This window comes from Spiroplasma endosymbiont of Poecilobothrus nobilitatus, assembly GCF_964030655.1.
Lineage (GTDB): Bacteria > Bacillota_I > Bacilli_A > Mycoplasmatales > Mycoplasmataceae > Spiroplasma.
The window spans coordinates 941,083-955,062 of the sequence record NZ_OZ034915.1; the positions used below are offsets into that span (position 1 = coordinate 941,083).

Annotated in this window: 17 protein-coding genes and 1 pseudogene; 5 read left to right on the top strand and 13 right to left on the bottom strand. The window is 26.0% G+C overall.

Annotation, left to right across the window (positions count from 1 at the left end; genetic code table 4):
- Window positions 1-16 precede the first annotated feature (16 nt).
- From AAHM76_RS05530 to AAHM76_RS05570, 9 genes are all read right to left on the bottom strand, one after another.
- Window positions 17-577: a hypothetical protein gene (locus AAHM76_RS05530; protein WP_342255663.1), complete on the bottom strand. Its 561-nt coding sequence runs from the start codon at window positions 575-577 to the stop codon at window positions 17-19.
- A gap of 693 nt (window positions 578-1,270) precedes the next feature.
- On the bottom strand, window positions 1,271-1,450 hold the full coding sequence (locus AAHM76_RS05535; RefSeq protein WP_342255664.1) for a hypothetical protein: 180 nt from the start codon (window positions 1,448-1,450) through the stop codon (window positions 1,271-1,273).
- A 130-nt stretch (window positions 1,451-1,580) separates the two neighbouring features.
- Window positions 1,581-1,841 carry a hypothetical protein gene (locus AAHM76_RS05540; protein WP_342255665.1) on the bottom strand — a complete coding sequence of 87 codons (261 nt, stop codon included), beginning with the start codon at window positions 1,839-1,841 and terminating at the stop codon, window positions 1,581-1,583.
- A 21-nt stretch (window positions 1,842-1,862) separates the two neighbouring features.
- Window positions 1,863-2,540, bottom strand: coding sequence for an IS1/IS1595 family N-terminal zinc-binding domain-containing protein (locus AAHM76_RS05545; RefSeq protein WP_342255666.1), 678 nt, complete (start codon window positions 2,538-2,540; stop codon window positions 1,863-1,865).
- 170 nt (window positions 2,541-2,710) lie between these two features.
- Window positions 2,711-3,073, bottom strand: a complete 363-nt coding sequence (locus AAHM76_RS05550; RefSeq protein WP_342255667.1) for a hypothetical protein — start codon at window positions 3,071-3,073, stop codon at window positions 2,711-2,713.
- A complete protein-coding gene (locus tag AAHM76_RS05555) occupies window positions 3,028-3,312 on the bottom strand; it encodes a hypothetical protein (protein ID WP_342255668.1) in 285 nt (94 codons plus the stop codon). The genes AAHM76_RS05550 and AAHM76_RS05555 overlap by 46 nt, the downstream gene beginning before the upstream one ends.
- Before the next feature lie 967 nt (window positions 3,313-4,279).
- Window positions 4,280-5,662, bottom strand: coding sequence for a DEAD/DEAH box helicase (locus AAHM76_RS05560; protein ID WP_342255669.1), 1,383 nt, complete (start codon window positions 5,660-5,662; stop codon window positions 4,280-4,282).
- 188 nt (window positions 5,663-5,850) lie between these two features.
- Window positions 5,851-6,474, bottom strand: coding sequence for a hypothetical protein (locus AAHM76_RS05565; RefSeq protein WP_342255670.1), 624 nt, complete (start codon window positions 6,472-6,474; stop codon window positions 5,851-5,853).
- Between the two features lie 124 nt (window positions 6,475-6,598).
- A complete protein-coding gene (locus tag AAHM76_RS05570) occupies window positions 6,599-7,012 on the bottom strand; it encodes a hypothetical protein (protein WP_342255671.1) in 414 nt (137 codons plus the stop codon).
- Between the two features lie 314 nt (window positions 7,013-7,326).
- Between AAHM76_RS05570 and AAHM76_RS05575 the strand changes: the two genes are divergently transcribed.
- Window positions 7,327-8,070, top strand: a complete 744-nt coding sequence (locus AAHM76_RS05575; protein ID WP_342255672.1) for an IS1/IS1595 family N-terminal zinc-binding domain-containing protein — start codon at window positions 7,327-7,329, stop codon at window positions 8,068-8,070.
- Here AAHM76_RS05575 and AAHM76_RS05580 read toward each other — a convergent pair.
- On the bottom strand, window positions 8,063-8,710 hold the full coding sequence (locus AAHM76_RS05580) for an IS3 family transposase (RefSeq protein ID WP_342255673.1): 648 nt from the start codon (window positions 8,708-8,710) through the stop codon (window positions 8,063-8,065). The genes AAHM76_RS05575 and AAHM76_RS05580 overlap by 8 nt on opposite strands.
- 54 nt (window positions 8,711-8,764) lie before the next feature.
- On the opposite strand from AAHM76_RS05580, the pseudogene AAHM76_RS05585 reads away from it, so the two are divergent.
- The 4 genes and pseudogenes from AAHM76_RS05585 to AAHM76_RS05600 all read left to right on the top strand — a co-directional run bounded on the left by AAHM76_RS05585 (window position 8,765) and on the right by AAHM76_RS05600 (window position 11,214).
- Window positions 8,765-9,876, top strand: a pseudogene (locus AAHM76_RS05585) (IS3 family transposase).
- A 15-nt stretch (window positions 9,877-9,891) separates the two neighbouring features.
- Window positions 9,892-10,161 (top strand): hypothetical protein, encoded by a 270-nt coding sequence (locus AAHM76_RS05590; RefSeq protein ID WP_342255674.1) that lies wholly within the window; start codon window positions 9,892-9,894, stop codon window positions 10,159-10,161.
- A gap of 165 nt (window positions 10,162-10,326) precedes the next feature.
- Complete coding sequence (locus AAHM76_RS05595) at window positions 10,327-10,473, top strand: hypothetical protein (protein WP_342255675.1); 147 nt, start codon at window positions 10,327-10,329, stop codon at window positions 10,471-10,473.
- Between the two features lie 18 nt (window positions 10,474-10,491).
- The gene (locus tag AAHM76_RS05600; RefSeq protein ID WP_342256848.1) at window positions 10,492-11,214 is read left to right on the top strand and encodes a 4-hydroxy-3-methylbut-2-enyl diphosphate reductase; all 723 of its coding nucleotides are present in this window, start codon (window positions 10,492-10,494) and stop codon (window positions 11,212-11,214) included.
- Window positions 11,215-11,222: 8 nt separating this feature from the next.
- Here AAHM76_RS05600 and AAHM76_RS05605 read toward each other — a convergent pair whose 3' ends face one another.
- Genes AAHM76_RS05605 through AAHM76_RS05615 form a run of 3 tightly spaced genes read right to left on the bottom strand, consistent with a single transcriptional unit; the run spans window position 11,223 to window position 13,978 of the window.
- On the bottom strand, window positions 11,223-11,966 hold the full coding sequence (locus AAHM76_RS05605) for a Nif3-like dinuclear metal center hexameric protein (protein ID WP_342255676.1): 744 nt from the start codon (window positions 11,964-11,966) through the stop codon (window positions 11,223-11,225).
- Window positions 11,966-12,628, bottom strand: coding sequence for a class I SAM-dependent methyltransferase (locus AAHM76_RS05610; protein ID WP_342255677.1), 663 nt, complete (start codon window positions 12,626-12,628; stop codon window positions 11,966-11,968). Before AAHM76_RS05610 ends, AAHM76_RS05605 begins: the two co-directional genes overlap by 1 nt.
- A gap of 12 nt (window positions 12,629-12,640) precedes the next feature.
- Window positions 12,641-13,978, bottom strand: a complete 1,338-nt coding sequence (locus AAHM76_RS05615; protein ID WP_342255678.1) for a sigma-70 family RNA polymerase sigma factor — start codon at window positions 13,976-13,978, stop codon at window positions 12,641-12,643.
- Window positions 13,979-13,980 lie beyond the last annotated feature (2 nt).

The following is a 13,980-nucleotide window of genomic DNA, read 5'->3' on the forward strand; positions in this document are numbered from 1 at the left end:
CTATATAAAAAGTGTCCTAAAAAGTGTTGCCATTCCAAACAATTGTTTCTGAAGGGGTAAAGCCATTTTCATATATTTTATCCATAATTTCATCATGAATTTGTAAAGCATTTGTATCATCTGCTTTTTTACCTTGAATAGTTGTAACTTTTCCGTTATTAATAATTTCTAAAATTTTATTGCGTTTATAAGCAACCTCAGTATCAATTGCTTGTTCAATATCAGCAGCCCAAAGATTAGGATTAAAATCACTTTCTACGGGGTCTAATTTACTAGCAAAAGTTAAAATTCTATCTAATTCAACAATTCCATCTTCAAATTCAACTGTTGAATATTTTAATAAATTATCATCGGTATTAAATACTTCTCCGTTTGATCCTAAACCTTCATTATATTTAATATTTTTCTTTCTTTTATATGTTAATCCAAATTTATTGGCTTCTTTTCAAGCAAATAGTGCCTCTCAACTAAATTTTTGTTGATAAGTTTGTAAATATAATTGATCAAATGATTCACGATCATTTTTTGTTGCTTGATTAACAATATCACCAAAAATTCTTTGTGGATTTTGTGCCATAATTTATTTCCTTCTTTATATTTATTAAATACATTATCTTCATCGATAATATTATTTTCGTTGTTTTCTGTTTTTTGTACGCCGCCGGTATTAACGATTTGTATTTTGATTAATTCATCATAAACATTTGTATGTGTGTTTTAATTACTTCAATATTATCGTTAATATCATAAGATTTTAATAAGACGTTTTTAAATTCTTCATTATCAGTTAAAGAATTATTAAAATTATTAATTTCAATTTGTTTTAATTGTAGGGTTTGTTGTTCTAATTGTGAAATTAATTTAGTGTTTTTTGTTTGTAATTCGTTGATTTGCTGATTGCTATTTTCTAAATTACTTGCATTAAATTCAGTAATTTCTTCAGAATTCTCTAAAATAACTTATGCAGTTTTGATATTAAAACTATCATTCTCATTTTTAATCGGTTCATTGTTTTCATCAATTAGAACATACTTTACATTTTTTATCATTTCTCTTCACTTCATTATTTTTTGATATTTGTTCTTTTTCTAATTGCTTTTTTCATAATTTCAAAGCTATCTACTCTAAAAGATAAAAAATAACGTTTAGTTTTTAAATTTAGTTGATTAAATACCGAGCCTTTAATTTTTATCTCATCATCTTTTCTTAATTTCAAAAACTCAGATATAATTGGCGGATTATATATTGATAATGTTGAATAATTTAATCCCTATCACTGACATTTAGCAGAACATGCATCAACTTCAACGCCACCAGCAACAAGCGCTTTAATCTTAGTTTTAATCGGGTTTTCATGTAATCTAACAGTTAATTCTAATTTATTAATTCTTTTATTTTTTGTTTTACTGCTAACTGTTTTTTTCGATAAATTGCTTTTTGTTTGTACCATTTTTATCAACTCCTTTTGTTAAAAAATATTTTTAATTTTGCAGAAAACTCTTGATGAAATAAAAAAAATCATCAATATGATAACTTTAAAAGAAAATTATATAAACTTTTAATATTGTTATTTAACTTTTTTATACGTTAAAATATAATACCGATGATTGTTGGTTTGGCGTTAAACCTTTATGCTGGTATTTTCATTTTCAGAGATTTAAATAATTTTGAATGTTCGTGAAACCTAAGCCATGATAATGAATTAAGGATTCTTTAAGATTTGATTGTAATTTACTAATTTTATTTAACTTCCGATAACTAGCATCAGGATTTGTACTAGTTTTAGTTGCTAATAAAATAGAATTTGTTTGTTTTGCTACTAATAAATATAATGGTTGCATGTCAGAAATAATAATTGAATTTTATTTGATTAATTGTTTATTAATATTTTCAATAATTCACTGTTTTTGTAATCGTTTTGTGTTGGTTGATTTAACATAAATATTATTATTGCTATCAACAGCCATTTGAACACAACATTTAGTGTTGGTTGAAAATGAATCAAGATGAATTTTTCTTTTATCAAATTTATCTTTAAAATTACCTTTGTGGATTTCTTTAATAAATGTTTCATCGATTTGAATTTGGCCATTTAACGTTTTAAATTTTAATTGGGTGTTTTCTAATTGTTTTGATTTCATTATTTTTTGGCGATTATATCAAGCGGTTTTCGGTGATGTTTTAATAAAGTGGGAAATCATTTTACTAGATTGGCCTAATAATGAAATTTGAATCAATAAATTTCACTGTTCATAATTTAAATGACTTCAATACGTAAAATGATCACGAAAAGCATCAAAACTAGCACGACATTTTTTGCATAAATATTTTTGTTTTCCTTCAGGATTATGACCATTTTTAACACAATAAAAAGATTGACAATTAGGACATTTAATACCTTTATCCCTAAATTTTTTATCAATTTCATTTAAGCGTTTTTGTTTTTTAATTAATTCTGCTTCTTTTTTGACTTTTTCATGAAATTCTAAAAATTGATCATCTGTTAAACTATTTATTAATTCTTTAATTATTTTTTCCATTAATTATTCACCTCTTATATTAAAAATATACCTAAAATTAGGTATATTTTATAAATATCAAGAGTTTTCTACAAAATTAAAGAAAAATATTGTAAATGTTTTCATGCATCGTGTTCATGCTCTGTCATTTTAATATTTCCTTTATAGCTATAATTTTCCTTAGCAACTGGTTATTGTAAAACATATTTTAAATTAAATAGGTATTTGCATAAAACTTTTAAACCGCCGATAAATTTAGGTGTATATAGTGGGTTTGTTATTTTTAATCCCTTATGAAGTTGATAATCTTCAATTATTACAAGAACTTTATTTAAATAAAAACAAGTTTGCTTTTGAAAGTTGTTTAATATTAAATAGATATTATTTATTGCTTCTTCTTCGTTTTTAGAATGAAAAGTAATATTATTAATTATTTTCTGTTGCAAAACATTATAAATAATAATGCCAGTTTTTCCACCTCCATCAGGGTCAATTGCAATAATATATTTTAATTTATTTGGTTTATTTTTTTGTCAATTTGTAATATTTTTCATCCATCGAAAGCCAAATCTAAAATATCGTTAATTTTGTAATGCTGTATATAAGAAGCAATTACATCTCATTTGTTTTTAAATAAATTTAAGTACATTTTTACTCATTCTAAACATTGCAAATCATAATGATTTTTATGATGAGAAATACGACAATTAACAAGGTTACAATTAATTCAATCAAATGAAGTTGTTATTTTATTTCAAGTTTTATTAATATACAAACTTTTATATTCTGTCATTATAATTAATCCTTTCATTAATTAGTTTTGCCTAATGCTCAATATTCATCAGTTATTTCATCTACTGAAACTGGATAAGCTCGTATCATTAATTCTTGTAATTTACTTTCAATTTTTTTATTTCATTTTTTCATAAAATATTTTCCTTTCTGTAAAAAAATAATATTTTTTTATTGGTTAATATTTTGATATTTAGTAAATAATGTATTTTGTATTTTAGTATTTATTTACTTCGCCGACCGCTTCACTTTTTTGGGGGGTGAGCGGTGGCGGTAGGATATTTAGACAGAGTTTATCCCCCTACGGAAATAAACAAAAAAAGTTTACCCAGTTATTAATTACGTTTAATCCACCCCCAGACAACTTTATATAAAGAAAATAACCTTTTGGAGCTCCAACCCTCTTGTTTTTTTAGTGTCCGATATTGTTTTTTCGGTTTAACAGCACTCTTTTTATGAAAACAAGCCAAAAAACACGCGCTCTGACATTTCGCAAGTGATTAATCTTGCCGAGAATTAAAGAAATAAATAGGAGTAGTAAATCCAATCGCTTTCACACTTTCTTTAAGGCTTCGTGTCATAGAAGAGTTATTCATCTTTAAGTATCAAAATATTAAGTTTTAAGCGTTGTATTATTCAACGGATAATACCTTTATTGAAAGGAAATTTATAAAAATATCATTTATTTTGTGTAGGGAAAATATAATAACATCTGTTTTTATGATAAAAGTTCTAAATTTAAAGATACTATCCGATGAATAATGCAAATAAATTTATTTTTTTAATAGAAAAATAAAAAAACAATCTCACAAGAATTGTTTTTTTGACGGTTCATCGTACAGGGCGCCATTTCATAATATATTTTGTAATTTTAAAAACTACAAGATAATTATACAAAAAAAAAAAAAAAGACTTTTGTTTCTTGTTTTAAAAAAATTAACATTAACAAAAAACATTAAGTTTTCTTTTTAATCTTTATTAAATAATTTATTTGCCCGTTCTTTTGCTTTTTCTTTTTTAATTTTTTTAATTGATTCTTTAATGTGACTCCGACGAACTTGTTTTTTAAATTCATCAATTTCCGCTTTCCGTTTTTTCTTATAACCAGGTTTAATTTTTTTATTATTATCTTTTGTTTTATAACGATGAATAATTTTATTAATTTCATTATCAACTGTAAGAGAAGATTGTTTTTTATAATTATCATCACCAAGAACTGTTTCAACCAATTCTCCTTGTTGATTTCATTTCTTTGTTTTAAAAGTAATTCCTTTTGTCATTAATTGTTGCACTAAACTTAAATTTTTTGTATCATAAAGAACATAACTATACCCAGTATAATTTGCCCGCCCAGTACGACCACTACGATGAATATAATATTCTAAATCAGTTGGTAAATCAATTGAAATAACATGACTAACACCAATAAAATCAATTCCACGCGCTGCAATATCACTTGCAATAACATATTTATATTCTAAATTTCGAATTCGTTTAACAACTTGTGTTCGTAATCGTGGTTCTAATCCAGCATGTAATTGGATGACAGAATAATTATGTTCTAATAACAAATCATAATACTTATTAATATCTGTTTTTTTATTAACAAAAATTAAACATAAATATGGATCAAATGTTTTTAAAAGTTTTAATAAAATTGTTTCTCGTTCTTGATGTTTTGTTGGAATTAAAATATGTGTAATGTTTTGATTTGTTATTTGATTGGCATTTAAATCTAAATAATGTGGATTTTTTAAATACTTGATTAAAAAAGGTTTTAACTCAGGCGTAATTGTTGCAGAAAAAACAGATACTTGAACATTAGCATTCACTTTGCTCAAAATATAATCAACATTTTCAATAAAACCTAAATCAAAAAGCATATCACATTCATCAATAATAAAAGTTGTTAATTTACCTAAGTTTAGGCTTTGTTGTTCAAACAAATTTTTTAGTCGCGTTGGAGTGGCAATAATAATGTGGGGTTGGATTCGTTGCAATTGCTCAATTTGACGTTTAATATCTTCGCCACCAATAAAATAATTAACTTGTAAATTTGGTTCAAATTTTTTAAAAAAACGAATATTATCATAAATTTGTTTTGCTAATTCACGGGTTGGGGTCACAATAATAGATTGAATCTTTGCTTGCTCATAATTTATATTATTTAAAATTGGTAAACAAAACGTAAATGTTTTTCCAGTTCCTGTATGTGCCTTGCATATAACATTTTGATGTTTTAATAATAATGGCATTACTTTTTCTTGAACAATAGTTGGTTCAACAAATTTTAATTCAGCAAGGCCTAAATTTAAAAACCGCTTAAAACCAAATTGATTAAAATTACTCATAATTTAACCCCCTTTTCTCGCCTTCCGAATTATAACATATTTAAAAAATTAAATTACTGCTAATTTCATTATATAACTTTTATTTTTTACCGGTAGATACTAATTTTTTCACAACTGGTTTTTTATTATCCTGAGCTTTAAAAAGTTCTTTTTCTTTAATAAAATCTGCTTCAGCATTAACAATTAAATTAGCATCGTTCTTGTTCTCGTGCTAATGTTGTGAATGTTTCATGTCCCTTGCGAACGGCTATATTTATTTTTTTCAGTGCTTTTCTAGCTTGTTTTATTGTTTTTTTCAATTTTTTCTGTGTGTCTAAATATTCAATTGAATAAGGATGTGTCATTGCTTTTATCATTTTTTTTGTAACATATATTCCAATTAAGATTAAAACGGGAACCGCAACTAATAACACAATTAATAGACTACCAACTACTTCCACAAAATTTGTCCCTGATTCTAATTCATAATTTTGGGGTCATTGAATTACTCCACTATTATTAACATTACCCGGTTGGTGCAACCATGTCATCAAATCAATTCCTTGCCCACCATCAGTTACAATAATATTTGAATATCCTCAAATAAATGACCCCGATGATAATAATCACATTAATTTTCCAATTCCCAATTGACCTATTAACTGATAACCATTACCATGAAATGTTTTAATATCATTAATATTAACCGGCAATCCTTTTCCTTCTCAATAATAACCATCATAATATATCCCTGAAAAAACTAAGGCTAAAGCTAAAATAATTAATACAATAATTCATATTAAAGCTATACTTCACTTACCAAATGATTTCATGATCTAACCTCTTTTCTTTTATATTATAGTCCTAATTATTTAAAATTCTTAATCTTATTTTTCTATTTTATAAAAACAGGAAAAATATTAATAAAAACTTTAAATAAAACAATAACTAGAAAATCTAGTTATTGTTAACATTACTTATTTTTTTCCCAACTTTTTTCAAAGGTTTTTTTGCTGCTGCTTTTTTAGCAGGTTTTTTGTTATCCTTTGAATTTAACATTTGAGTGGCCTTTTTTTTATTTTGCGCTTCAATTGTTTTTCGTTGAGTTGCTGTTTTTCCTAAACGTTCTGCAATTAGTCTTTCTGCTGTAATTGCAGTTGTAATGGCACTTCCATCTTTTGCCCGATAATCCGCTGCTGTTTTTGTATAAATATCTCCTAATGAACGATCGATTGATCTTTTCATAGCTGTAGTTGAATCAATAACTGCTTGTGATTTAATGAACAATCATTTTTCTTCTGTTGCATTTTTTGCTACTGGTTTTTTCGACTGGGGCACCTTTTTGCTTTTAGCTTTTGAGCTTACTGGCATACTCAATCTCCTTTCATAATGAAATCAAACCAATGTTGGTTGCTAGTGTTAAAATAGCATTAATCATTAGTTTTTTGCATTAAATATTTTTTTATCCTAAATTGAATTTAGTATTTAAGATAATTGTAATATTTTAAGAAAAAGATAAAATTTTTACTTAAAATAGACGAATTGATTATATCAAATTTAGTTTGATTAATAAATAAGTTTAAGATATTTTTTTAAAATGATACTTTAATTTTGTAGAAAACTCTTGATATTTATAAAATATACCTAAAATTAGGTATATTCTTAATATAAGAGGTGAATAATTAATGGAAAAAATAATTGAAGAATTAATAAATAGTTTAACAGATGATCAATTTTTAGAATTTCATGAAAAAGTCAAAAAAGAAGCAGAATTAATTAAAAAACAAAAACGCTTAAATGAAATTGATCAAAAATTTAGGTATAAAGGTATTAAATGTCTTAATTGTCAATCTTTTTATTGTGTTAAAAATAGTCATAATCCTGAAGGAAAACAAAAATATTTATGCAAAAAATGTCGTGCTAGTTTTGATGCTTTTCGTGATCATTTTACGTATTGAAGTCATTTAAATTATGAACAGTTAAATTTATTGATTCAAATTTCATTATTAGGCCAATCTAGTAAAATGATTTCCCACTTTATTAAAACATCACCGAAAAACGCTTGATATAATCGCCAAAAAATAATGAAATCAAAACAATTAGAAAACACCCAATTAAAATTTAAAACGTTAAATGGCCAAATTCAAATCGATGAAACATTTATTAAAGAAATCCACAAAGGTAATTTTAAAGATAAATTTGATAAAAGAAAAATTCATCTTGATTCATTTTCAACCAACACTAAATGTTGTATTCAAATGGCTGTTGATAGCAATAATAATATTTATGTTAAATCAACCAACACAAAACGATTACAAAAACAGTGAATTATTGAAAATATTAATAAACAATTAATCAAAGAAAATTCAATTATTATTTCTGACAGGCAACCTGGAATGGCAACACTTTTTAGGACACTTTTTATATAGACATTTGTTTTCTAAAAGTAACTGGAGATAAATAATTTAAACTGCCATGAATTCGAATATTGTTATATCAATGCACAAAATCAAAAAGTTCGTATTTTAATTGTGTTAAATTTTTAAATTTTTTACCATTAATAAATTCAGTTTTAAAAGTTTTGTAAGTTGTTTCAGCCACAGCATTATCATAAGGGCAGCCTTTATTGCTTAATGATCTTTTAATATTAAAAGTTATTAAAATTTCATCAATGATTTTATTTTTAAACTCATTACCACGATCAGTATGAAATAGAGTTATTTGATTTAATGGTCGTGTTATTTTATGAAAATCTTGTTGGACCAGTTCGGCCGTTTTATTCGGCCCAGAACTATAACCAATTATTTCACGATTAAACAAGTCAATTAATAAACAAATATAATGTCATTTAGCGCCAACTTGAACATATGTTAAATCACTAACAATAACTTCATTAGGTTTTTTGTTGTTAAATTGACGATTTAAAATATTATTAATTTGGTCATTATTGACTGTTGTTTTATGATTATGATATTTTAATTTGGTGTATTTATAAACCAAATTATTTTTGATCATAAAGAATCTGATTTTTCGCCGGATATGTGGATATGCTACAATTATTAGGACCATAATTATATAGACTTCAAAATTAGATAAAATTATTAAGAAAGAAGGAATATAAAAATGGGAAATAAAACTTCATACTCTGAAGAATTTAAAAAACAAATTATCATGCTATATAAAAATGGTAAAAGTGTTATTAATCTAGGGCAATAATATAATTTACCAAAACCAACTATTTATAGTTGAGTTAAAAATTATAATAATTCTGGTTCATTTAAAGCAAAAGACAATCGCACACTAGAAGAAAATGAAATAATAACTTTACGAAAAGAACTTAAAGACTTTAAAATGGAAAATGACATTTTAAAGCAAGCCGCACTGATAATCGCCAAAAAATAACAATAATTAATAACAACAAAACAAAATATTCAGTAAGAAAAATATGTAAGATTTTGTTTTTATCAAAATCAACGTATTATTATCAAACTAATAAATGTATTAACAAGCAAGTTAATAATTATGAACAAGAAATTATCAGTGCCTTTAATAAAAGTCGCAAAATTTATGGGGCTCGCAAAATTAAAGTTATTTTAAACAGAAAATATATCATCTTATCGCGGCGAAAAATCAGATTCTTTATGATCAAAAATAATTTGGTTTCTAAATACACCAAATTAAAATATCATAATCATAAAACAACAGTCAATAATGACCAAATTAATAATATTTTAAATCGTCAATTTAACAACAAAAAACCTAATGAAGTTATTGTTAGTGATTTAACATATGTTCAAGTTGGCGCTAAATGACATTATATTTGTTTATTAATTGACTTGTTTAATCGCGAAATAATTGGTTATAGTGCTGGGCCGAATAAAACAGCCGAACTGGTCCAACAAGCTTTTCATAAAATAACACGACCATTAAATCAAATAACTCTATTTCATACTGATCGTGGTAATGAGTTTAAAAATAAAATCATTGATGAAATTTTAATAACTTTTAATATTAAAAGATCATTAAGCAATAAAGGCTGCCCTTATGATAATGCTGTGGCTGAAACAACTTACAAAACTTTTAAAACTGAATTTATTAATGGTAAAAAATTTAAAAATTTAACACAATTAAAATACGAACTTTTTGATTTTGTGCATTGATATAACAATATTCGAATTCATGGCAGTTTAAATTATTTATCTCCAGTTACTTTTAGAAAACAAATGTCTATATAAAAAGTGTCCTAAAAAGTGTTGCCATTCCAACCATTATATTTATTAGTAGCAAAACAAACAAATTCTATTTTATTAGCAACTAAAACTAGTACAAATCCTGATGCTAGTTATCGGAAGTTAAATAAAATTAGTAAATTACAATCAAATCTTAAAGAATCATTAATTCATTATCATGGCTTAGGTTTCGCGAACATTCAAAATTATTTAAATCTCTGAAAATGAAAATACCAGCATAAATGTTTAACGCCAAACCAACAATCATCGGTATTATATTTTAACGTATAAAAAAGTTAAATAACAATATTAAAAGTTTATATAATTTTCTTTTAAAGTTATCATATTGATGATTTTTTTTATTTAATCAAGAGTTTTCTACAAAATTAAAAAAATGATAAAAGAGATTTTTAGTTATGATATTATATAAGTAGATAAAAATGGATTGGTGAAAAAATGAAAGTTGTAAAAGTTACACCTCGTGGTTATTGTCTTGGTGTTGTCAAGTCAATTAAATGAGCAAAAAAAGCTGCTGTTAAATATGCTGGTCGGCAAATTTATATGTTAGGTTATCTTGTCAATAATAAACATGTTATTGATTAAATTGTTAATTTAGGTGTTATTCTTGTTAATGATTTTAAACTTAATCGCCTTGCGCTAATTCAAACTTTACCAGATAATGCTGTTGTGATTTTAAGTGCACATGATAGCGATGACCGGATTAAAGATGTCGCAGCACAAAAAAACATTACGCTTGTTGATACTGAATGTGAATGAGTAACCGTTACGAAAAATTTAATTAAGGAATATTTAGCAAAACATGATTATCAAATTATTTTTATTGGAAAACACTTTCATCCAGAAACAAATGCAATGTTAGCGCTTAGTCTAAGCATTAATCTTGTGACAACAGAACAAGAAGTTGATAACATTTTACCTAATCTTGATCCAACTAAAAATATTTTAATTGTAAACCAAACAACCCTTTCTAAAATTGATATTGAAGCAATTGTGGAAAAAATTAAAACCCTTGTTCCAAATGAAATTATTTTTAAAAATGATTTATGTAATGCAACATTAGAACGACAAAATGCTGTTCTAAGTTTAGATCCAACAACAATAATTGACCTTTTACTTGTTGTTGGTGATGAACGAAGTAGTAACACCTTAAAGCTGGTTGCTATGGGCGAACAAATTGGTATTGAATCATATCGCATTAATGATAAAAATGATATTCAAGCAACTTCTTGGCTAGTAAATAAAACTTGTGTTGCTGTTACTGCGGGGGCATCAACACCTAGCATCATCCAGTTAGAAGTAATTCGTTATTTAGAACAAATATAAAAATATTATTAACGATAGTTAATAATATTTTTGATATTATATGGAATTATTGTTAAAGTTGGAAACTTTCGTGTTAAGTATCCGGCAAAAGCAGCAGTAAAAAAATCTTCCATATAATGGTTGAAGCAAATAACTGCTAATTGTTTTTCATTCGCTAATACTCATTGATCTCATTTTACTTCCCCAGTAATAAACAGGTCAATATTTTGGTTAATTTTTGCAATCACATCACCTGCCGCTCCTGCAGCTAAGGCAACTGTTTTAATAGGTTGCTCTAACGTCGATAAATTGTGCTGCACTGTTGTAATTTTAAAAATTGCTTTTAATTTTGTAATAATTTCATCAGCTGTTAAACTGACATACCCAATCTTTGTTAAATCATCATCAAAGGGAACAATTTTTTGTGGATTTAATTCTTGTAAAATCAATTCATTCATTAAACCATCATAATTCGTGTGTAAAGCATAAACAGCAATGTGATGTTTATTAAGAAGGTCAATAATTGTTCATTTGTAAGGAATATGTTGAATCCTTTTTTTCTTGCCAAAACAAAAAGGATGATGGGTTATAATAACATTAATTTGCTTAGCGACTGCTGCTGTAATTACTTCGCTTGTTAAATCTAAACTAACCATAATTTTTGCTACAAAATGATTTTTGTTTCCATATTGATGACCACTATAATCTCACTTACAAACTGCTTTCAATGAAAAATCAGTTTCAATTTCTTGATATAATTTTTTAATCAACATTATATCACCTTATTAATCATTTTTAGTTTTGTTTTAACTTCTTGATAGCACTTAGTGTTTGCAGGAATCTTGTTTAACAATGTTAAATAATAATCATTTTTTAACAATCATTTCTCTTGAAAAAGTTTATTATGTTCTTTGCGAAGATAAGGGCCGAAATATAAGTCTTTTTTATTTTTGACTTTTTGACCAGCGCTTTTATTAACAACAATAATCTCATAAATAATATCATTTTCTTTAATTAATAATTCTTTTTCAATAAAGTACTTTTGTTTTTTAATTCATTCTCGTAATAAAAATGGATCATCATTAGGGCATAAAATATAACGATCAATTAAATCAGAATTTCGTTGCAAAATGGTTAAAATTGTTGTACTCCCTAATCCCGAAATAATACATGTATTAATCTTAATGTCCGAAACTCCTGTTAAACCATCTGCTAAAATTGGGGTAATAAGTTCTTCAGCATGATATTTTGCAATATTTTTTTTCGCTTGGGCTAAGGGTTGTGCTGCAATGTCGCATGCATAAGCTTTGGTAATTAAATTTCCTTTTGCTAAATAAATTGGAATCATTGCATGATCTGTCCCAATATCACAAATAATATCTTTTTCATTAACTTGTTTTGCAATTAATAATAAACGTTCTGATAATCTATCCATTTTTTAAAACCCCTATCCTTTAAAAAAGTCTTTTAATACTTTTGCTTTCGAATTAGCTTGGTTTGGTTTAAACTTACGAATTGTTTTTGCTTCAATTTGGCGAATTCGTTCACGTGTCACTTTAAATTCTTTGCCTACTTCTTCTAATGTTTTTGGTGAATCATATTTTGATAAATGTTTATCAATTAAAGCATTTTTTTGACTTTGTACTTTTTCGATTGGTGTATCATAGTGAATATCAAGGGCTTTAACTTTTTGGACTAATTCGGGGAAAGTTTCATCTTCACATTCTTTTGCTAACCGTAATACTGTTCGTAACTTTGTTGGTAAAAGTCCAAACCGCATTCTAATTACTTTTTCTTCTCGTGCTGATAAAATTTCATGGAAAACTTCATCAATTACCTCTCGTAATGATTCTTTTTCAGCATATTCATCAGGTGTAAAAATATCTTTATCATCAACAAAATCACCAAAATGAGTATCATCCTCATCACCAATTGGTTTTTCTAATGAAACTGGTTCAATTGATAGTCTTTTAATTTCACGAACTTTTTCGCCAACCATTCCTTGCCCCATTTTTTCAGCAATTTCATTGTAACTTGGTTCGCGTCCTAACTCTTGTGTTAATTGACGTTCAATTCTTGTTAATTTATTAATTGTTTCAATCATATGAACAGGAATCCGAATTGTTCGCGCTTGATCAGCAATTGACCGTGTTGTTGCTTGTCTAATTCATCATGTTGCATATGTTGAAAATTTAAAGCCACGCTTATAATCAAACTTATCAACAGCTTTCATTAGCCCAATGTTCCCTTCTTCAATTAAATCCGAAAAATCTAATCCCCGGTTTAAATGTTTACGGGCAACTGAAACAACTAACTTCAAGTTAGAAGTAATTAATTTATCCCGTCCAAAACGTCTTTCTTCTAGATCAGATGATTCTAACATTTTAGCATATTTAATTTCTTCCTCACGAGTTAAAATATTACTTGTTCCCAAAATATTAAAGTAAGCTTTAATAATATCTTGAATTTTTGTTTCATTTGAAATACCACCAATTTTGTAACGTAATTTTTCATCTGGTTGTTTTTTCGTTACTTTTTCTGGTTCAGGAACTTCATTTTCTTCTAACTCTTCTAAATTAATATCACTAAATTCAACACCATTAGCGACTAATTCTTCGAAATATTCTTCAACATCATTATCATCAACTTCAAAATGATCATTAATTAATGTTATTAATTTTTCTTGTTCAATTTCATTGTTATTTTCTTCTAAATATTTATTAATATATTCTTTAAATTCATCAAAAAATTTCATATCTCTGACTTCTTTTTTTGATAATTCCATTC